We start from the raw sequence: 21303 nt of genomic DNA, 5'->3' as shown, positions 1-21303 counted from the left end.
AGATTGATTAATAGACCTAAAAAGCAGCTTAATGAAAACTCCCTTCCTATGCCTATTGCTATTATTTCCAGTTTTGGGCATCGCCCAAGATCACTACTCGATTACAGGCAAAGTAGAACAGCTGGAAGATGGCAGTAAACTTTTTCTGGTTTACAACAGTGACGGTGTTTCATATGTGGATTCAACAGAAACCAAAGCGGGACATTTTGCATTTAAGGGAAGGCTCAGCTATCCAATTTATTCCGCGCTTTACCTAAATAAAAATCCATACGTAACGAAACTGCAGCCCCGTGAAAAATTGGATTACTTTCGCTTTTACCTAGAGGCCGCTGATATTGTCATGAATGCCAAAGACTCGCTCAAAAATATCGTTTTGAGCGGATCGAAGCTGAATCTGGAAAATGAGGAATTCCAACGAATGAAAAAAGGTCTTGACGGAAAATTCGATGCGTTAAACAAAGAGTTCTCAAAACTGCCAGTTGAGCAACAGAAGGATTCTGTGCTATTCGCCCATTTTGTAGATCGGGAGAAGCTTCTTATGGATGAAAATTACAGTACCCATCTGGCATTTGCGAAGAAACACCCCAATTCATACCTCAGTGTCATTAGTTTAAGTTTTGTTGCAAGTCAGGAGAAGTTTGCCGAGGCAGTTGAGTCAGCATTTGAACGTCTTTCACCGGGTTTAAAAGAGAGTCCTCTAGGCCGGATTATTCCACTTCAGCTGGCTTCCCTCGCCAAAACAAAAATCGGGGAGATTGCCCCGGACCTCGCCCTCAAAAGCCCTGATGGGAAAACGATTAAAATTTCGGATTTTTTGGGAAAATATTTGCTCATTGATTTTTGGGCAAGTTGGTGTGGACCTTGCCGCGCGGAAAATCCCAATCTTGTAGAAGCATATAAAAAATACCATGATAATGGCTTTGAGATCCTTGGCATATCTTTAGATGATGCGGCACGCAAAGAAGCCTGGATTAAAGCGATCAAAGAAGATAAGCTGCCATGGTCCCAGGTTTCGGATTTGGGCGGGTGGGACAGCATAGCAGCAAAGCTGTACGGAATCAACTCCATTCCAGCCAGTTTTCTATTAGGTCCTGACGGTAAAATAATCGCACGAAATCTAAGAGGCGAAGATCTGCAAAATAAATTGAAAACGATCTTTACCCTACAAGCAATTAAGTAATATCCCTATCGTATGTCAAAAATGCCAGCAAATTGCGTTTTTTTGGAACATGCTCTATTGTTCCAAAAATAAGTGTAAAAAATTGCCTGCAATTGCAGCTGATTTTCTATCTTGCGCCTTTAATTAAAGATCACATAGCTTTAGGATATTTGGGCTGTAATCCAATTTGATCGGCGCAGCGTACTTTAAATTTGGAGTGAAGGCAGATTGTTTTGTATTTGATATTATTCGATTTATTTGATGGATGTTTTTTTTGAATTTTTAAATAACCTCACAAATCCAGACTGGATTGTTAACCATGGAGGTTTATATCTGCTGTTGTTTATTATTTTTGCCGAGACAGGTATCCTCATTGGATTTTTTCTTCCTGGTGATCCGATTCTTTTCATCGCGGGGATGATTGTTTCTAACATGACAATTCCTCCATCAGAACAAATACCGACATTGCTTTATTGGATTGTACTCGTGTCATTGGCCGCAATTCTGGGTAATTTTGTTGGCTACTGGTGCGGAAGGGTCTTTGGAAAAAGAATAATGAGTATGGAAGATAGCTGGTTCTTCAAGAAAAGTTATATCTATAAAGCACAGGAGTTTTACGAAAAAAGAGGTGGTGGAGCTATTATTCTCGCGAGGTTTCTTCCTGTTGTTCGAACTTTTGCACCAATCGTTGCGGGCATCGTTGGTATGGAGTTCAAAAAATTTGTACTGTACAACGTGATTGGAGCAATTATCTGGTCAGGAAGCCTAGTTACTCTCGGTTACTTGTTAGGTGAGAATGTTTGGGTAAAAGAAAATCTGGAGCTCGTCATTATCGTTATTGTTCTGATTGCGACAGCACCGGTCATTATAAAAGCTTTTGCATCAAAAGATAAGGCAAAAATTATTCAATAAGATCTGATCAAATATCTAGTCATTCTATAAAAAATCTAAAAATCTGAAAGATCAACGCAAAATAGATATTCCCAGTAATTTGCCAAAAATATCTAAAGAAATTATTATCCATATTCTCACTAATTTCACCTGTGTTTTAAACATTTTTTTTCACAGAAAAGAAATGTTTTGGTGTATTTTTCTTACATTTACAGCACTATTACAAAGCACCCTACAGTATACCTATCATAAATGGCTACAAATCAATAGATAAGTAGCCATTTTTCCTTCACAGCCTATAAATACCTTTACGTAAACCACATCGTCAATTACTTTAAAATATAGCATAAAGTAACAATTAGTGATTCCAAACGTTTATACCCTTCATATTTATAACAATAATTTACAATATTCCTTGTTTTGAGAAAATTTATTATTCAACACATCTAATATTTACTATTTTCTTACAGGGATGAAAAATATAATAACTATAGTTTTAAAGAAGAAATAGCAGACAGCAATATTTACCACATATAGTGTCTATGACTCGAATTACACATTTTTATTATTTTTTTTAATTTTAACACATAAGGGAAATTATTTTTATATATTTGTATATCATTGAGGCGTTCTTCACTTATTCAGCTCTTATAAACTGCTAAGTGGACTTATAAGGATGTATTTGTCCTATAAAAATGTAGATATGATATGTATACTGTAGGTAGGTGTATAATATAACAGGGGTAGCTGTAGGGGCTACCCGCTGTTGTTTTTAATAACTCCTTTTTTCATACAATGACGTAACTCAACCGCCTTCTGTTGAAGTTAAAGCTTTTGTTAATATATACTTCTTTTTTGTCATTTACTAGCATAATCCCTCATTTTATATTACCAATAGCCAAGACAAGATTAACATTGTCCTATACCTTATAAAGGTCTGTCAGGAAATTTTTATAAATGAATGTTTAATAAGATGAGTAATCTAATTTTTACTTTATATTTATAGTATTATTATGAATACCTAACAAGATATCAATGGAAATTAACCAACAAATTGATTTTGCTACAGCAAGTTTTAAAGAATTTGAAAATATTGCTGGTTTTGATATGATGGATGCTGCAAAGTATTTCGATTCTTATATAAATTACATGAAAGAAAATGAGCATCTTAACTTTAGATTTATAACTCAAGGCTGTGGGCCAACGGCTATTGTAACTTCTCCATTTTTAGCTAAACCGACTGAATGTATAAGTCTTGTATCAAACGATTACCTTAATTTTTCTCAACATCCAAAAGTGAAAGCTGCTGCAATAGCAGGAATTGAAAAATATGGCACGGGAGCGGGAGCGTCTCCGTTAATCGGAGGACATCATGAATATCATGTGGCTTTAGAACGGAAGCTGTGTGAATTTTTCAATCGTCCTGAAGGATCGAGTATTGTTTTTACAACTGGATATACTGCAAATAGCTCGACCTTACTAAGTTTATTGAAGCAAGAAGACTGCGCTATCGTTGACATGGAAGTACATGCTAGTGTATATGAAGGTTTGCCAAATACAAACGTCAAGCGATTTCCACATAATAGTATGATTCATCTTGAACGTGCATTAGCTGAGGCGCAAAGTAAATTTAGAACCAAATTGGTTATCATTGATGGCGTATATTCTCAGAACGGAGATTTAGCGAAGATGGATGAGATTCATACGTTGACAAAAAAATATGGTGCATATTTAATGGTCGATGACGCGCATGGTATAGGGGTTATGGGCGATCATGGCAGGGGCGCTATTGAAATCTACAACCTTTTGGATAAGGTAGATATTATTGCCGGTACGCTGAGTAAGGCGTTGGGTCATATTGGAGGTTTTATCGTTTCAACTCCGGAGATCATTAATTACCTTCGCTATCAATCCAGACAACAGGTATTTTCATCTACGTCAACACCGGCAAGTTTTGGTTTATTAAAAGCGATTGATCTAATTGATGAAGAGCCCTTTTGGCGCGCTAGGCTCAAAGACAATGTCACCTATTTTAAAGAAGGGCTATTGTCACTCGGTGCAGATATCGGAACCTCATCCTCTCCAATTATCCCGATAAAAATCGGTGACCCAATTCGAACCGCTCAGGTATCGCGGATGTTGTTACAAAATGGGGTCTATGCCAATTGCATCGTCTATCCCGGTGTAGCAAAAAAGGATGCCCGTATTCGTACAAGCCTGATGGCCACCCATACAAAAGAACACTTGGATAAAGTATTAAACGTACTGGAAGACATTAGCAAAGTAGTAAGTTTAAAAAAATCAAGATAAATTAATTATATAATTTTTTATTATTTATTATATTGATCTGAATCATTAATTTTAGGTATTCAGATCAATACCATATAGACAACAGATGCGTAAAACTTATAAAGGAGAGAAGAACGATAAAGAACGTACCATGAACAAACTTATCTTATCTGTAGGCCAAGTGCTTAGAGATAAAGGGTACACAGGTTTGACAATAGCAAACATTTCTAAAACTGCTGGTGTTGACAGGAAACTTATTTCACTTTATTTCGGTTCGGTTGACAATTTAGTGGAAACATACATCAGAAGTAAAGATTATTGGGTATCAGCAACTCTCGGTGCTGTTGAATACTTCGGCACCGCACCAACGGAAGGATCAAAAGGTTTTTTGGAATCGTTGTTATTAAACCAAATGGACAGTTTTTTGGAGAATACTGAAATGCAAAAAGCAGTTCTGTGGCAAATAAGTGAAAAATCTGAAATTATGTCTCAGATTACCAGAGAACGTGAAAAGATGAGCGCTTTGTTTTTTGCATTTGCTGATCAGGAAATGAAAGATAAAAATGTTGATTTAAGGGCTATTAGTAGTATTTTAACAGCAGGAATTTATTATTTAGTACTACATTCAATAAATACGGATAGCACCTTTTGTGAAATTGAATTAAATGAAGACGGATTAAACAGAATACGCAATGCGGTTAAAACAATTCTTTCCTGGGCATACGGAGAACAGACAAAAGAAACTTCATCTGAGAACAATTCACTGAAATAAACTTTATTTCTTAAATATATTGCTATGGCACAACAGAGCAAATTACTAAGAATGCACAATATTGGTATCGTCGTAGACCCCCTCGACAAAGCCATTTTATTTTTAACGGAACTCGGCCTAAAACTTGAAGGAGGCAGTATAATCTGTCATATCTGACCATCCGAACGGCCCAATGAATTCATTAGGTTACTTAAGAGCAATATTTATCGATTGCATATTGATAAGCGATTAAGTAGACTTGTCAAACATGGAGTTCAACTGTCGGAGAGTTTGTACAGTACGAAAATGCTTTCCGTCTTTGTTATATTCCTGGGGTGGAAGGATTATTTATAGGTTTGGCTCAGCCAGTTCATCAGTAATAATAGGCAGTAGACTGCCAATGATCAATTATTTCTTATTCATACTTCCTATCATGAACATGTATAAGAAAATGACTGTCTGTATAATATCATTTGCCCAGTTACCAAAAGGAACCGCTCTTTTTCTTATTCAAGTGCTAATGGAGAGCATGTCAATCTGTCAATTATCCCATGGGCATCAGGTGATTACACAACCTATTGTCACACAGAAATCAATATCTAGTGCAAGAAGACATTCATTTTCTCTCAGGCTATTTTTGGCATATCTTTCGCCCGCTTAGATTTAAACGATTCAAAAATGGCAAAGAGACTGATGTTTATATTCATGGTATTTATACTTGGTGATATTTATTTTTTTCAAGCGTTTACTACGGTTTTTCATAGCCCCTTTCTACACTACGCGTATTGGTGTATAGATATATTATTGCTCATTGGTGTCGCAAAGCTGATTTTTCTCCAACGACAAGGTCAGGATATTCAGCGGCAGGCAGGCGATTTAGTTACCACTTTTTTAATTGTGTATATACCGAAGCTAGTGGCCTTGCCAATTTTATTGACTGAAGATTTACTGCGTATGGTACAGGGCTTTCCACCTCGAAATATATATCTAAGCGAATTTGTTCTTATATGTGCAGCCCTGACCTTACTTGTTATCGCTTTCGGTCTTACAAGAGGAAAGCATTTTTATCGGGTCAGGAAAGAAATCTTAAGTTTTCCGGATCTTCCAGATGCATTCGACGGATTTAAAATCACACAAATTTCAGATATTCATTCTGGCAGTTTATCGGACGTTAATGGCGTGCGCAAGGGAATAGCCTTGGCAAACGCACAAAATAGTGATCTCCTAGTGTTTACAGGAGATCTTGTTAATAACAAGGCTGCCGAGATGGAAGCATGGATTTCAGATTTTACACTTCTAAAGGCACCATTTGGTAAATTTTCGGTACTTGGGAACCACGATTACGGAGATTATACCCGATGGGATAATGCCGAATTGAAGGCATCTAATCTCGACAGATTAAAAGAAATTCATCAGGAAATGGGATTTAAGCTCTTGCTGAATGAATCTATCAAAATTGAAAATAAAGGAGCGAGCATCGCATTAATCGGTGTGGAAAACTGGGGAAAGGGTGGTTTTCATCAATATGGAGACCTCGGTAAGGCAACGTCCGCTTTACCAGCTGAATCCTTTAAAATATTGATGTCACATGATCCCTCGCATTGGGACAGGGTCACCCTGACGCATGATCAACATGTACATTTGACGCTGGCCGGACATACACACGGCATGCAATTTGGAATCGAGCTTTTTGGGTTTAAATGGAGTCCGATCCAATATTTTTATAAACAGTGGGCCGGATTATATCAAAAACAGGGTAAATATCTGTATGTTAACCGTGGTTTTGGCTATCATGGACTAAAGGGCAGAATCGGCGTATGGCCAGAGATCACTGTCATTACGCTTAAAAAGTCTGTTTCTTAGTTTTTATGCTAACGATCCCAATATCTAAAACACCTAATGTGTACTTTAACTACTCAATTTTCCTCATTCTTGATTAATTGTAATCAACAATATCTCTTGTTCCGAAAATTAATTTGTTATATTTCAGGTAGCTAAGCTTGGCAATGTAAGTTGTCGGGCACAAGCAAGTAATGATAACCGATTAAATCTAGCGGAAAGAAAGAACCTACGCTTGATATAATATAGACGGAATTCGTAAAGAAGATGTCATACAGATTCTAGGATGCGTGAGTTCGATAATTAATAGGATTTATAACCAATTATTTAATTTGAAATATGGCACACAAAGTAATTTCCCTCATTTAGAAGAGGGCAGGAGCGTACGCCTAAGGGCTATATGCGTTTTGACTTTTATTGACTGACCTAATGAATCAGATATGTATAGGTATTTATACAATTCTTGCACAGGTTGTCATTAGTACTACCACACATAATACCAATAGGACAATAACTGTTGTAGTATAGGGTGTTCTTCTCATGATCTTTTTTTTATTTATTACTTATAAATTTTAGTTGACAAAAGTCATGCCTTGTTATAAAAGTGAGTATCTCGGTAGCCAAAACTGTAGCTTGAAGACTACAAACCCTTGGGATAGTTAAGTCTTGTAAAAAATCAGATTGCCGCTTAGGAAACCTGTTACTATAGCCATGGATCTACTTATAGTAAAAATACCCTGCTCAATTTGAAACCTTTAAACTTTTTTGCAAGAGAATAGTGTGAAATTGAAATTGCTCCAAAGATGAGCTTATCAACGCTTACGACAATACAATTGTACGCAGCACTAATTATATTTTAAATCTTCTGAATAAAAATTAAAGAAACTGAAGGAATACGATAGCGCCATGCTTTTAGTTTCCGATCATGGTGCATAATAAACCAAAAATCACCTAACGCTCAGTTTTGTTCACGGTTTTCTGGTTTATAATAAATGAGTAATGCTCCGCCATTAAAAGTTTTTGTTTTCAGGTGCTTGAGCACTATCTGCCGGTTTAGGTTCATAAACAGCGGTAAACCGCCTCCAACTATAACAGGATGGATACAAATTTGATATTCATCTATCAGATCGCAATTTGTTAATGCCACGATTAAACTTGGGCTACCTACCAAAATATCCTTACCAGATTGTTGTTTTAACGCAATAACTTCATCCAATATATTTCGGTGCGCTAATCTAGCGCTACTCCAATCCACGTTATTAAGAGTTCTCGAAAACACGATTTTTGATATTCTGTCCATAGCATGGGCAAATTCATCCATGGATCTGTTACCACTGGACTTTGTTAAAAATGGACGCCAATACTCCATAAGCTGATAGGTTATCCGGCCATATAGTATGGTGTCGGCCCCGAACAATAAGTTTGTATAGTGCGAATGAATTTCATCATCTGCAACCACCGAATTATGGTCACAAAAACCATCCAAGCTCATATTAATTGCCGCAATTACTTTTCTCATATCTTACTTATATCAGCGTGCAACTTAAATTTACGAAAAAAAAACGCGAAACAGCGTATACTATTCGTCGGTAATTGTAAGATTACCAACTACTTCAAATGTTGCCACATGGTAATCATCAGCAAAAAACAAGCCATTAATATAATGCTGGATTGGATAGAAGAGGTCTAGCGGAATGCCCTTATAGAAAGTTTTGAAGTCATTTGGGATAGAATAAGAATGACTGTACTTTCCTTTTCCAAGACTAATACCGCCAATTTTTTTCAGGTAACCCGTAATTCTGTGTTTATAGGAATTTGAGAACTTTTCACTTGTTTCCACAAAATAATCCTCAATATAAAAGTTTCTGATATCTTTTAGTTTGATCGGAGATGTTTTATCAGGTTTTATCCGACGAGAATAGGATACATCCGTTAAAATACAGCTCGCTTTCTGAACTGTAGAAACATCGATAAAATATTCTCCGTCAACCAGTAGATGTTTACTATCCTTATAGATTCCTAGGATCATCTCATTGATTTCCCTATCGGAATAGTCCATTATATTTGAAGATCTCCCAAACTTTTCGAATTGCAGTCCGCTATCTTTAACATTTTTCCTAATTTTATTTAGCTCATATTGCTGAAAAGTTCTTATTTTTTCCATTTTTGTTGCTCATTATATTTGGCACGTTAAAGATAATTTTAAAACTTCGCTTTCAGTCTCTTTATCAGGATCTAATTGCAATTTGAATCGAATCTAATTTAACACTAAGATAATTTTTAATGAACATTCCCTCAGCCACTATTCCTTACCAGCGTATAATGACCTTGTTAATCGGAAGACCATTCATCATATTTCCTTAATAATAATAGAAATACTTGATCATTTTCATATAGGTTTCGATACTGACGCATTCATTCGCACCATACATACTCTACTGCTCCTGATGAAAACTTATATCAGTTCAAAATCCGTCATCAATGTTTCCTGTCCATTGACAATAATGGAAATTTTGTGTCTACCCGTGTAAAATTTTCGTGTGGTAATCACTTTAAATGATTGTTTTCGTAAGATCCGATTGATTTCAGATCCCTGGTAGATCCGCTCACTAATTTTGAATACTTTGCGTGATAATAAGCCATTTGATTTTTGATAATACAGTCCATACTCCAGCCGGAGTGCTTTGGGGTGCGGCCGAGTATTTTCAATCTGAAAAGAGAAACTGACCTGCCCACCAATTTTTACGACCGGAGTTTCAATGTATAAATCGGTGATATTGAAATCTGCACCATCCAAACCATAATAGTGCAGAATATCGGGATGCCCTCGCTTGAGCAATGTACGGCTAGCATGTTTGATAATTGCGTCTGTATCTCTACTAATCCCTTTCCAATGTCGGGCTATATCCAATAAAATAACCGGATGGTCTTTCGAGATATCATTTAAATTATTGGCGACACTTTTTCTTACGCTTTCAGAAACATCATTTTTTAACAAGTTCAGAATGGGTAAAATTGGCGTCGGATCTTGCTTCAAAAAGGGGATAGCCATTGCCCAGGGCAATCGTGGTCGAATACCTTCACTTGCCAAACGACGAACCGCAGCATGCGGACTTTCAGCCCATTTTTCCATAACAGCGATCATCCGCTCTTTGTATTTGATGATAAAGGGACGAACCGCAAATTCACAGGTTATGAAGGTGGTAACTAATTCAAATGACTGTACTGCCAATTCAAAATGGTCAATACCGTAAGTTTCAATATAGTCGGGAAAAATAATATATTCGAGACCACCAGAATAACCCGCTGCAATGGCATTTTTAACAACCTGATTGATCAATTCAACTGCTTCTTCAAAATCGGGTGGCATAAATTCATGTAGGGTCTGTGTGCTGTGTTTTGTCCGTTCCTTCCACTCCAAATCATTAAAATTAGTGCTAAAAATTCGCTTGATAAATTGCTTGCCATCGAAATCAGGTTTTACGACGTTAAACTGATCTGCTAGTTGTTGGTAGAAGCTGGTGGAATAGACATCCTTGATAAGACTCATAAATACGCGCTATATAGTTTATATACATTTTCTTGATCGGGAAATAACCAAAAAGAAAATAACATCAGGGCATGGAATGAACGATAAAACCTAACTAAATTTTTGAATGGCCGCAGGACTTACCGGAGTGAAGAAGTTCAGCAGATTTCCATCAGGATCACAGAATAACAGTGAACGGTTTCCCCAAGGCATCGTGGTAGGCTTTTGAATGATTTTTTCCGTGATATCTTTTATCCGTAAATACTCTTCATCCACATCACTTACCCTAAATTCCATGATGATAGCTGATTTATCACTATGAATTGGCAAGTCATCGCCAAATAACTGTAATGTTTGCGTACTGCCAATAGCCAGTGTAAAGGCATTTATGGACAATTCCGCAAAATCTGCTGTAAACCAATGGGCATCAACTGCTAAAGCCTTTTCGTAAAATGCTACAGATCTCCTGATATCACTTGTAATAATTCTATTGGATTGAAATTTCATTGTATTAAATTTTTTATTGCTGGACAAAGTTAGATCATCGGACTGACAGCTGACTGTCAACATAAAAAGATTATGATTTAATCTCATTCTTCCTTACAACTTGTATGACGCGCAGCAAAAGTAGTGCAAGTATTTTCAATCCCTTAACTGTCAAGGATTTTGAAGTTTTCTCTGCAATATTTCCCCAAATTTTCCGGTCAAACAGGCCATAATTTTACAAATCAATCCCATAATTCCATAAAGATTTCCGAGCAGTTTGTGCGCACATTTGTATGGTAAGATTAAACATACAGATATGGCTACAAATAATTATAAAGAGACAATTTACATTCCATTGGAAGATGTCGAAAGCGAACATTGCGCATTAATTGTTGAGAAAGAACTGGCCCTGATAAAAGGGATTGAGAGCCACAACGTAGAATTAAATAATCGTAGGGCAGCTATTACTGTCAAGGGCACCGAAGTTGTTGCTGCTGCTGTAAAGGCTGTCAAAGACCTTGGTTACGGCGTATCTACGATAACAAAAACTTTTCCTGTATTGGGAATGACCTGTGCTTCCTGTGCAAGTAGCGCCGAGAGTATGGTTAAATACGAACAGGGGGTAGTTAATGCTTCCGTAAATTTTGCCACCGGAAACTTGACTGTCGAATATCTTCCAAATATAACTGATGCTACGAAAATCCAGAAAGCTGTTCAAGCCGGCGGCTATGATTTATTGGTAGAAGACGAAGCCACACAACAAGAAACCCTGGAGTCAATTCACGCTGCAAAATTTAGAACACTCAAAACCAAAACAATGTGGGCTGTCATCCTGTCCCTACCAGTGGTGGCAATTGGCATGTTCTTTATGGATATGCCTTATGCGAACCCGATTATGTGGTTCTTTGCGACACCTGTCGTACTCTGGTTGGGAAAAGACTTTTTTATCAATGCATGGAAACAAGCAAAACATGGTTCAGCCAATATGGATACCCTAGTCGCGTTAAGTACTGGGATTGCTTATATATTTAGTGTTTTCAATATGCTGTTTGCCAATTTTTGGCACCAACGCGGCTTGCATGCACATGTGTATTTTGAAGCTGCCGCTGTGGTAATTGCTTTTATTTTGCTCGGGAAATTGCTCGAAGAGAAAGCCAAAGGCAATACCTCATCAGCCATAAAAAAGCTGATGGGCTTGCAGCCCAAGACAGTGATGGTAATACAAGCAGACGGATCTGAAAGACAGGTTGCTATAGCAGCGGTCAATGTTGGCGATATCATTCAGGTAAAACCTGGTGAAAAAATTGCCGTTGACGGGACGGTCATATCGGGCGATTCCTACGTGGATGAAAGCATGTTGAGCGGTGAACCTGTACCTGTTCTGAAAAAAGAAAATGAAAAAGTTTTTGCCGGTACGATCAATCAAAAAGGCAGCTTCCAGTTTAGCGCTGTAAAAGTGGGTAAGGAGACCATGCTAGCTCAGATCATCAAAATGGTTCAGGACGCGCAGGGAAGTAAAGCTCCCGTACAAAAAATGGTTGATAAAATCGCTGGTGTATTTGTTCCGATCGTCATTGGCATTGCACTGTTCACCTTTGCTATGTGGCTTACTTTGGGCGGTAACAACGGCCTGGTACAAGGTTTATTGGCCGCGGTTACCGTATTAGTTATCGCCTGTCCCTGTGCCCTTGGCCTAGCAACACCTACCGCAATCATGGTTGGCGTAGGTAAAGGGGCAGAGCATGGTATCTTGATAAAAGATGCGGAAAGCCTTGAGCTTGCCAAACGCGTCAATGCGATCGTATTGGATAAAACCGGAACAATAACGGAGGGAAGACCACGGGTAACAGGTATCCAATGGTTAAACGATGATGATGCCACAAACGGTATCTTATTGAATATTGAGAAACAGTCAGAGCATCCGCTGGCGGAGGCAGTAGTCAATCATTTGGAAGGTGTAAGCGTCACGCCGATAGCTGCATTCGATAGCATAACAGGCAAAGGAGCAAAAGCTAACTATGGACCGGAAACTTATTATGTAGGAAATAAGAAACTTCTGATGGAAAATGGAATCAGCGTCGCGGCAGGATTGCAGCGTCAGGCAGACCAATGGAGTGGAGAGTCCAAAACTGTTATCTGGTTCGCGAATAGTACAAATACACTTGCGGTAATTGCAATTTCCGATAAAATCAAAGAAACCTCCGTATTGGCCATTCAAGAAATGCAGGCCATGGGTATTGAACTTTATATGTTGACGGGTGATAATGAATCTACCGCTAAAGCGATTGCCGAACAAACCGGTATTAAACACTACAAAGCGGAAGTTATGCCACAACACAAAGCTGACTTTGTAAAAGAACTTCAACAACAAGGGAAAGTGGTGGCCATGGTCGGCGACGGTATCAATGACAGCACGGCGCTGGCAACAGCTGACGTCAGTATAGCGATGGGTAAAGGAAGTGATATTGCTATGGATGTGGCAAAAATGACCATCATCTCCTCGGATCTAACTAAAATACCACAGGCTATCCGACTGTCAAAACAAACGGTGACCACGATTAAACAAAATTTATTCTGGGCTTTTATTTACAATGTGATCGGTATCCCGCTCGCAGCAGGCATACTCTTTCCGATCAATGGCTTCCTTTTAAATCCTATGATCGCCGGAGCGGCAATGGCCTTAAGCAGTGTTAGTGTAGTGAGCAATAGCTTACGTTTAAAATGGAAAAAATAGATAGAAATAGAATTAATAATATCAAAATTAAATAACATGGAAAGCAAAAATATTCAATTCAAAACAAACCTCAACTGTGGAGGCTGTGTAGCCAAAGTTAGTGCTGATCTGGACAATGCCGAAGGGATCTGCGAATGGAATGTCGACACATCGAACAGTGATAAAATTCTCACCGTGAAATCAAATGGCATATCCGAAGAAGAAGTTATCGAGATTATCAAAAAGAAAGGCTTTATTGCAGAATCACATTCTGCATAATTAACTGCAATCATCAGGGAAAAGTCGCCGTTTATAGCGGATGGCTTTTCTTTTTTTTACTAAATGAGGTAGTTTTTTAAGTCTATAGTTGGTATCGTGGTCAGGAAGTCTGCTCTATAGCAATCATTTTGAATGTTATAGAAAGCACTGTAAAATAAATAAAATAGCTTAAGTCACTTGTGTGCTTGCACAATTAAGCTTATTTTAGCCATTGATGGGCTATATTAAATCTAACATTTTCAAAAAAAACGGACAATACCTGATCACTTTACTTATGTTGGTCATCGTATCGTTCACATCCTGCCCAATTAGGAGTGGGATCAAACGTCTCATCGAGCTACCGATAAATACCGTCCAAGGAAGGCTAACGCAACCCGTAGCCCCAATCGAAAATGGATCTGAACGATGCAGTGAGTCGATAGAGAACAGAAATACACGAATCGTCTTTGCTCAAGGGAGGCTTCTTTTACCTCGGAATGTATGTACGGATATATTATTTCATGCATTTATCACACATAGATACCTGAAAATCAATTCAATACAGTATTCGAATCAGAGTACCACACGTACCTTACTTATCTTTCTCCAATACCAGACATTGCGCATTTAGGATTATCTTTATTTCACAAGTTTGAGTCTTATCAACAGAACGGCAGCAGCTGTATTCACATTTTTATACCACTGAAAGTTAGCAAGGTAAAAAAATTGAGGCAATAAATTTCGAATATAAACTATAGTAACTTACAAATACAATGATGAATATTAGATTTAACAGTATAACCATGCGTATTGGGCTTTTTATTATCGCGGCAAGTGTTTTAACTGCCTGCGGAAATCCAACACCGAGTAACAAACCCGAAAAAGAAAAAGAGCAGCCTATCCAGGAGATACAGCACCCAAAAGTAGCGGACGTATCTTTTAAAGATAAGTCGGGAAATGTCGTATCGTTGAGTGCATTAAAAGGCAAAGTTGTGTTTATCAACTTCTGGGCTACTTGGTGTCCTCCGTGTATACATGAGATGCCGTCCATAAATACCTTAAGACAAATATTCAAGGATAATAAAAATATTGAATTCCTGATGGTGGATGTAGATAATGATATCGATCAATCAGCAGGATTTATGGAAAAGAACAATTATGACTTACCTTTATTCACTCCCGCAGGAGAAATCCCACCCGAATTTTTAGGCGGATCAATTCCTACGACAGTAATTTTGGACAAAAATGGACAGATAATCGAACGCTTAGAGGGGAGTAGAGACTATGCTGCTCCGGAGATCGTAAAAGCATTGACGGAACTTACAAAGGCAAATTAATACACGAACAAATAGTTAAAGTAAAATGTCGTAAGAGAGCTAAATGGATTTTAATCTATTTAGCTCTTTTATAATACGATAAGATTTTAAGAAACTGCACTTACAGCCTCCTTGATCAATGCTGTAATTTCATTTGGATGAGTAGCCAGGGAAGCATGACTAGTTGCTAAATGAATGATTTTTTTTGCGTTGATCCGCTCAGCCATTTCTATTTGTGTTGCCGGTGGTATCATATGATCATTATCTGATACTTGGTACCAGCTTGGTTTTGTTTTCCACGCCGGTTCATCCGCCTCCGCGACGAAAATACTGCCATGAGTTGGCTTTTGAGCTAAAGACATCACAATTGCATCTTTTTCGTTTAAATCATGGGCAAAGCTTTCGTGGAATTTATCGTGCTTGATCCAAAGAAATCCTTTTGCATCAGGAACAATACTTGATGCGCCAGAAGGTTTCTCTCTGCGACTGAATATCCCGCTTAAACTTTCGCCCTTATCAGGAGCAAAGGCGGCAATAAACACTAAACCCGCAACTTTTTCATGATGCCCTGCTGCCGATATGACTGCTCCGCCGTAAGAATGCCCAACCAACACAACTTTACCCATCTGTAAATCAATTAAATCCTTCGTTTTCTGAATATCATCTTCCGCTGATGTCAATGGATTTTGTACGCTTCGGACAGCATATCCTTCTGCATGAAGGTTTTCAATAACATGTCGCCAATGAGCCCCGTCTCCCCAAGCTCCGTGGACTAAAATAATTGTTACATTTTGATTTCCCATATTCGTTGAAGTTTATAAACAAATATATGTTTAAGTTGCTATTGAACATATTAACTTAAGTTAACCTTTTAAAACCGGTAGACCGATTCCACTCAACCATGCCAGTTTGACCTTGATATAGCTGTCAATATGTTTTTTGAGCAACCAATTGAAATATCTGCCCGTTTTCGGCGAGCAAAATAATTTTATATTAAATTTATTGAAAACTTTTTACAATATGTCACAACATGAATCATATGCTTGCTTTGACATTGACAATAAAAGTTACCTTATTGCTATCACAACAGCCCAAACCCTGGACTTAATTTATCTTGGGTGGGATCATTATCTGGAAAGAAAGCTCTTTTCGAATCGTGATGAAGAAGAGCTGGGAGACCGAAGCCTAATGCAAATTAGCATGTTCGTATATAAAACAATGCCGTTCGTATAATTTTGTCTATCTGTATTTATTTTTCTTTTAGCTTTATCGTAAATAACAGCTTCCTTATTAAAAAATAGTTTTTTGTAAGCATTCTCCGTTTGTTGATTGCGGATTTGGCGGTATGTCAGCAGATATTCCGTTGTGTTGAAAGAATTATCAGGAGGAACTCAAATAGTAAATGACATTGTATGCCAAACAATAAAAGGAAGAAAATTGTATTTGCCGTAACAGTAATTTTTGGACTGCTGTCCACCCACAAAGCTTTAGCACAATTTGGAATGGGCATCCGGGCAGGGGGCAATCTATCAAGTACAGATGGCTCAGCCTTCCGCTCAAATAAGAAAGTCGGTTTTCAGATCGGAGGGGATCTTACCTATCATTTCAATAAAAACATTGCTTTACAAGCTGAACCGGTCTATAACTTGATACGGATCCAAAATAATGATCAGACAGCACAGCGTGAACACGGTATTGGAGCCGGCACCAGAAAGCTAGCCTATATGAGTGTACCACTCTATTTGAAACTAAACTTTACCCATACTATTGCAATTATGGGTGGTCTCGACTTTAATTTTCTACTCAATGATGATCGCTATAAATTGAACAATGGAGACAATGCATTCCGTAGTAGACCAAGAACAGGTTATAGTTTAGGGGCGGAATTGGGCGGAGTTTATTTTCGGTATCGAAAATTTAATAGGACAAATAATATTATTGACAATTGGATTGCTGATATTGAACAATATCAACTGGGATTCAAATTTGAATTATTTTAAATGAATTTCGGTGCAAAACCTGATTGTGGAAGACTTTGCTGAAAAGTTGGTTTTTCATGCATAAAAATTGATATTGGCAATATTAACAGGAGAGGCCATCCCGACGTAATCGGGATGGTTTTTTATATATCTTATCCTATGTTTTCCGCCGATAACATTTCGATCTGCCACCTAATGTGGTCAATTGTAATCGGATATTCAACATCATTAACAAGATTTTCATAGATAGCATTGAATAATAGATTATAATCTCCTTTATGTGGACGAGGATAAGATATATGCTTTTGATTTGAGCTATCGATGGTCACAAGTTTTCCTTCACTGCCGTCTGGCTCCACGCCATATATTGAATTGTCGGGAAGCATGCCATCTATTAATTGTTGTTCTTGTACATCTGCCATCGTTTTAATGAAGCTTCCCTTAGTACCGTGTAAAACAAAAGCAGGTAAAGGTTCGGCAACAGCAAGACTTCCCGTTAAAAATACATTCAAACCATCCGGATAACGCAAATGATAATGAAAGTAATCCGCGACTTTGGACCCCGGTCGATTGATTGAGGTTGTTTTACTGAATTTTAATGGTTTACCAAAAAGTGCGATAGCCTGATCTATTATATGAGGCCCTAAGTCGTATGTGAGACCGCTGGAGATGTATTGGTTATTTTCCTTGAAATATTTTTGACCCAATTCCAGTTTATAGCGGTCGAAGCGAAAAGATACTTCAGCCAGTTTGCCAAGATCACCGCTTTCGACGACTTTCTTTACGTCAAGGAAATGACTATCATAACGTCTGTTTTGATAAAAGAAAATCCGCTTCCCGCTTTTTTTGCTGACCTCAATAAGCTCATCGAATTGAGCAATATTTTCCACTGCCGGCTTCTCGATAAGAACATGTTTCCCTGCTTTTAATGCGTCGGTAGCGAACTCAAAATGGGTATGGTTTGGTGTATTTACAATCACAAGTTCTATTGTATCGTCTGCCAATAATTGAGCTACACTATCATAACTAATAATTTCCGGATAAAGTTCCTGCGCTGTTTTATTTGACCGCTCTACGACGGCGGTTAAGTTAAAATGTGGACTAATATGGATGAAAGGTGCGTGAAAGACACGCCCAGACATACCAAAACTTAAAATTCCTGTATTAATTTTTGTACTTGCCATTTATATATAATCTTGTTGTAGCGATGTTGTCCGAAATTGAATATTCTCCGCATATTCATGATGTCTAACATAGGAAAGACCCTAACATAAATATAGAAATATCCCGCTTATTTTAATGAATTTCCTTCAATATTTTGATCGGATTTTTAAGAAAATAACATGTATATGATCCTTGCCAACCTTACTTTATCCAATTACATATGCACTGAAGAATACATTCAGAAGAAAGATTTTGATTTATTTTGGAATAACAAGTATATTTGGGTAATTGACAAAACCGGTTTTGCTTTTTTATCAAACCTATAACCAATTCGTTTGCGTCAACTAGCAAAATAAATTTGATGTGTATTGACTCCATGGAGGCGATAAAATTTCGGTTAAGAACGAATTAATGAACCAATTTCAATATGAAACCTGTTTGGAAATTTACTTTGATCGCTTCCTTGGGTGGCTTTTTATTTGGGTTTGAAACTGCTGTCATCTCAGGTGCTGAGCAGATTATTCAAAAACTATGGCAACTCAGCCCAGCGCGACATGGTCTCACTGTTTCCGTCTCGTTAATAGGTACAATCCTGGGCGCCATTATTGCTGGTCAGCTCGCCAATCGATATGGTAGGAAGCCAATACTCTATGCTATTGCATTACTTTATCTATTATCCGCTATAGGATGTGCACTCGCATCTATGTGGGAAGTTTTTCTTTTATTCCGCTTTTTTGGTGGGCTTGCTGTCGGGATAAGTTCTGTTGTCGGTCCGGTATATACTTCCGAAATCGCACCGGCCAAGGATCGGGGAAAGCTGACCGGTACATTTCAGATTATGATCGTGACAGGGATTTTTACAGCCTATCTCACCAATTTTATTTTTTTAGGATTAGAGACTGATGCCTGGCGATATATGCTTGGTGTCATGGCACTGCCTGCATTCTTATTTGTCATACTTGTGCGAAGAATTCCGGAAAGTCCAAGATGGTTATTGCAGATGGGAGACCGAAGTAAGGCAAGTGAAAGCTATGCGCTGATAGGGGATCAGGAAATGATATGTGTGCCTATGACGGAGTCTGAGGATGTTCGTCCACCTAGGCAAGTTAATCTCTTTCAAAAACGCTATGCTAAGCCCATCACCCTAGCTATTCTATTGGCTTTTTTCAATCAAATGACGGGTATAAACGCAATTCTTTATTATGCGCCGCGCATATTCGAAATGGCAGGATTTAGTGCAGAATTATCTTATCTCCAACCCATATTTATCGGTGGAACCAACTTGCTATTTACCTTGATGGGGATGAGCATTATCGATCGTTTCGGTCGTAAGAAATTATTGCTGACAGGAGCAGTAGGAATGTTTTTCTTTTTATTGTTGTCAGCCTATGGACTAAAGGGTGTCCACGCCGATTACCTCTTGTTTTTCATTATCGGTTTTATTGCTGCCTTTGCATTATCACAGGGAGCCGTTATTTGGGTGTTCTTGGCAGAGATCTTTCCGAATGAAGCGCGTGCGCAGGGTTCATCTTTGGGAAGTACTGCACATTGGCTTTTTGCCGCAATAATATCCTGGCTTTTTCCAATCATCGTGGAGGGGACAGTTTTGGGCGGATTTTATGCATTTCTTTTCTACGCCAGTATGGTTGTATTATCTTTTATCTTTATTCTTTTCATACCAGAAACTAAAGGCAGACCGCTGGAGGAAATAAAATAGGCATTATGAAGACATTTATTAGGCTTTATATTATTATCCAATCTGTTATTTTACAGGGATGCAATATACAGCATGGAAAAAACTGGATAATGGGTGGATTTGAACGGCCTCCCGGCATTAACCCTGTTATTGCCCCAGATAGTAGCACCAGATTCTACGATCCCCTTAGCCAAACGACCGTCCGCTGGGAGGATAATGACACGTTTAATCCGGCGGCGGCTGTCATGGGCGATAGTGTTTATGTCATTTATCGCGCTGAAGATAAAACAGGAATAAAAATTGGGCATCGAACGTCCCGTCTTGGACTTGCGGCAAGCGGGGATGGATTGCATTTTGAGCGAAGCAAAACACCTATATTCTTTCCGGATGAGGATAGTCAACAGGCCAACGAATGGCCGGGGGGAACTGAAGATCCCCGGATTGCCCAGACAGCAGAGGGAACCTTTGTCATGTTCTACACGCAATGGAATCGTAAAGTTCCCCGATTAGGTGTAGCCACCTCCAACGATCTAAGAAACTGGACAAAGCATGGACCTATTTTCAAAAAATCAAACAAATTGCCTAATCTTGTTAACATGGCACATAAGTCCGCATCTATTCTCACAAAATTGGTAGGAGATAGGCAGGTTATTACTCAGATAAATGGTAAGTACTGGTTATATTGGGGCGAATACGGGGTGTATGGTGCTACATCAGACAATTTGATCGACTGGGAGCCCGTCGTGGATAAAAATGGAAAGTTGCAAGCATTTATTTCGCCCCGTGAGGGTTATTTTGACAGCTCGCTCACCGAATGTGGACCACCCGCGGTTTTGACTGCGAAAGGAATTCTACTGCTCTATAATGGCAAAAACCATGCAGACAAAGGGGATCCGAGATTCAATAAAAACACCTATTCAGCAGGGCAGGTGCTCTTTGACAAGAAAGATCCCACCAAAGTACTCGCTCGTCTAGCTACACCATTTCTACGTCCAATGGAAGCTTTTGAAAAGAGTGGCCAATATGTCGACGGCACTGTATTTATTGAGGGCTTGGTGTATTTTAAACAAAAATGGTTTCTGTATTACGGTTGTGCTGATTCACGTGTCGGTGTAGCAGTTTTTGATCCGCAAAAGGGATCATACCGAAAGTTTGGGGGGTACAATTTTTTAAGCATACAATTTCATTACTCTATATAGGAAGAATGTGGTGTCCCTTACGCCACGAAAGACA

General features: G+C 38.4%; 17 protein-coding genes. 11 read left to right on the top strand and 6 right to left on the bottom strand.

Features of this window, described 5'->3' with window-relative positions; genetic code table 11:
- Positions 1-31: 31 nt before the first annotated feature.
- From D7322_RS20420 to D7322_RS20395, 5 genes are all read left to right on the top strand, one after another.
- Positions 32-1180: an AhpC/TSA family protein gene (locus D7322_RS20420; protein ID WP_121126088.1), complete on the top strand. Its 1149-nt coding sequence runs from the start codon at positions 32-34 to the stop codon at positions 1178-1180.
- 240 nt (positions 1181-1420) lie between these two features.
- Complete coding sequence (locus tag D7322_RS20415; RefSeq protein WP_121126087.1) at positions 1421-2071, top strand: DedA family protein; 651 nt, start codon at positions 1421-1423, stop codon at positions 2069-2071.
- Positions 2072-3085: 1014 nt separating this feature from the next.
- Positions 3086-4360, top strand: coding sequence for an aminotransferase class I/II-fold pyridoxal phosphate-dependent enzyme (locus D7322_RS20410; protein WP_121126086.1), 1275 nt, complete (start codon positions 3086-3088; stop codon positions 4358-4360).
- 85 nt (positions 4361-4445) lie between these two features.
- Positions 4446-5111 (top strand): TetR/AcrR family transcriptional regulator, encoded by a 666-nt coding sequence (locus D7322_RS20405; RefSeq protein WP_121126085.1) that lies wholly within the window; start codon positions 4446-4448, stop codon positions 5109-5111.
- A gap of 657 nt (positions 5112-5768) precedes the next feature.
- On the top strand, positions 5769-6953 hold the full coding sequence (locus D7322_RS20395) for a metallophosphoesterase (RefSeq protein WP_121126084.1): 1185 nt from the start codon (positions 5769-5771) through the stop codon (positions 6951-6953).
- A 934-nt stretch (positions 6954-7887) separates the two neighbouring features.
- Here D7322_RS20395 and D7322_RS20390 read toward each other — a convergent pair.
- The 4 genes from D7322_RS20390 to D7322_RS20375 form a co-directional block, all read right to left on the bottom strand.
- Positions 7888-8448, bottom strand: coding sequence for a dihydrofolate reductase family protein (locus D7322_RS20390; protein ID WP_121126083.1), 561 nt, complete (start codon positions 8446-8448; stop codon positions 7888-7890).
- Positions 8449-8508: 60 nt separating this feature from the next.
- Positions 8509-9093, bottom strand: a complete 585-nt coding sequence (locus D7322_RS20385; RefSeq protein ID WP_121126082.1) for a hypothetical protein — start codon at positions 9091-9093, stop codon at positions 8509-8511.
- Positions 9094-9384: 291 nt separating this feature from the next.
- The gene (locus D7322_RS20380) at positions 9385-10479 is read right to left on the bottom strand and encodes a DNA alkylation repair protein (protein WP_121126081.1); all 1095 of its coding nucleotides are present in this window, start codon (positions 10477-10479) and stop codon (positions 9385-9387) included.
- Between the two features lie 90 nt (positions 10480-10569).
- The gene (locus D7322_RS20375) at positions 10570-10965 is read right to left on the bottom strand and encodes a VOC family protein (RefSeq protein ID WP_121126207.1); all 396 of its coding nucleotides are present in this window, start codon (positions 10963-10965) and stop codon (positions 10570-10572) included.
- A 295-nt stretch (positions 10966-11260) separates the two neighbouring features.
- Here D7322_RS20375 and D7322_RS20370 point away from each other — a divergent pair, with 295 nt between their 5' ends.
- The 3 genes from D7322_RS20370 (at position 11261) to D7322_RS20360 (ending at position 15252) form a co-directional block, all read left to right on the top strand.
- Positions 11261-13678: a heavy metal translocating P-type ATPase gene (locus D7322_RS20370; RefSeq protein WP_121126080.1), complete on the top strand. Its 2418-nt coding sequence runs from the start codon at positions 11261-11263 to the stop codon at positions 13676-13678.
- 36 nt (positions 13679-13714) lie between these two features.
- On the top strand, positions 13715-13936 hold the full coding sequence (locus D7322_RS20365; RefSeq protein WP_121126079.1) for a cation transporter: 222 nt from the start codon (positions 13715-13717) through the stop codon (positions 13934-13936).
- 752 nt (positions 13937-14688) lie between these two features.
- Entirely contained in the window at positions 14689-15252 is a 564-nt protein-coding gene (locus D7322_RS20360) for a TlpA family protein disulfide reductase (RefSeq protein WP_245971397.1), read from the top strand.
- An 86-nt stretch (positions 15253-15338) separates the two neighbouring features.
- Here D7322_RS20360 and D7322_RS20355 read toward each other — a convergent pair whose 3' ends face one another.
- Positions 15339-16034: an alpha/beta fold hydrolase gene (locus tag D7322_RS20355; protein ID WP_121126077.1), complete on the bottom strand. Its 696-nt coding sequence runs from the start codon at positions 16032-16034 to the stop codon at positions 15339-15341.
- A gap of 609 nt (positions 16035-16643) precedes the next feature.
- Here D7322_RS20355 and D7322_RS20345 point away from each other — a divergent pair.
- Entirely contained in the window at positions 16644-17231 is a 588-nt protein-coding gene (locus tag D7322_RS20345; RefSeq protein ID WP_121126076.1) for an outer membrane beta-barrel protein, read from the top strand.
- A 131-nt stretch (positions 17232-17362) separates the two neighbouring features.
- Here D7322_RS20345 and D7322_RS20340 read toward each other — a convergent pair whose 3' ends face one another.
- Positions 17363-18394: a Gfo/Idh/MocA family oxidoreductase gene (locus D7322_RS20340; RefSeq protein ID WP_121126075.1), complete on the bottom strand. Its 1032-nt coding sequence runs from the start codon at positions 18392-18394 to the stop codon at positions 17363-17365.
- A 407-nt stretch (positions 18395-18801) separates the two neighbouring features.
- Here D7322_RS20340 and D7322_RS20335 point away from each other — a divergent pair, with 407 nt between their 5' ends.
- Both D7322_RS20335 and D7322_RS20330 read left to right on the top strand, forming a co-directional pair.
- Positions 18802-20091, top strand: a complete 1290-nt coding sequence (locus tag D7322_RS20335) for a sugar porter family MFS transporter (RefSeq protein ID WP_121126074.1) — start codon at positions 18802-18804, stop codon at positions 20089-20091.
- A 5-nt stretch (positions 20092-20096) separates the two neighbouring features.
- Positions 20097-21269 (top strand): glycoside hydrolase family 130 protein, encoded by a 1173-nt coding sequence (locus D7322_RS20330; RefSeq protein WP_121126073.1) that lies wholly within the window; start codon positions 20097-20099, stop codon positions 21267-21269.
- The last annotated feature ends 34 nt before the right edge of the window (positions 21270-21303 follow it).

Source organism: Sphingobacterium puteale (assembly GCF_003627955.1).
Lineage (GTDB): Bacteria > Bacteroidota > Bacteroidia > Sphingobacteriales > Sphingobacteriaceae > Sphingobacterium > Sphingobacterium puteale.
This window is presented reverse-complemented; position numbering and strand designations above follow the sequence as displayed.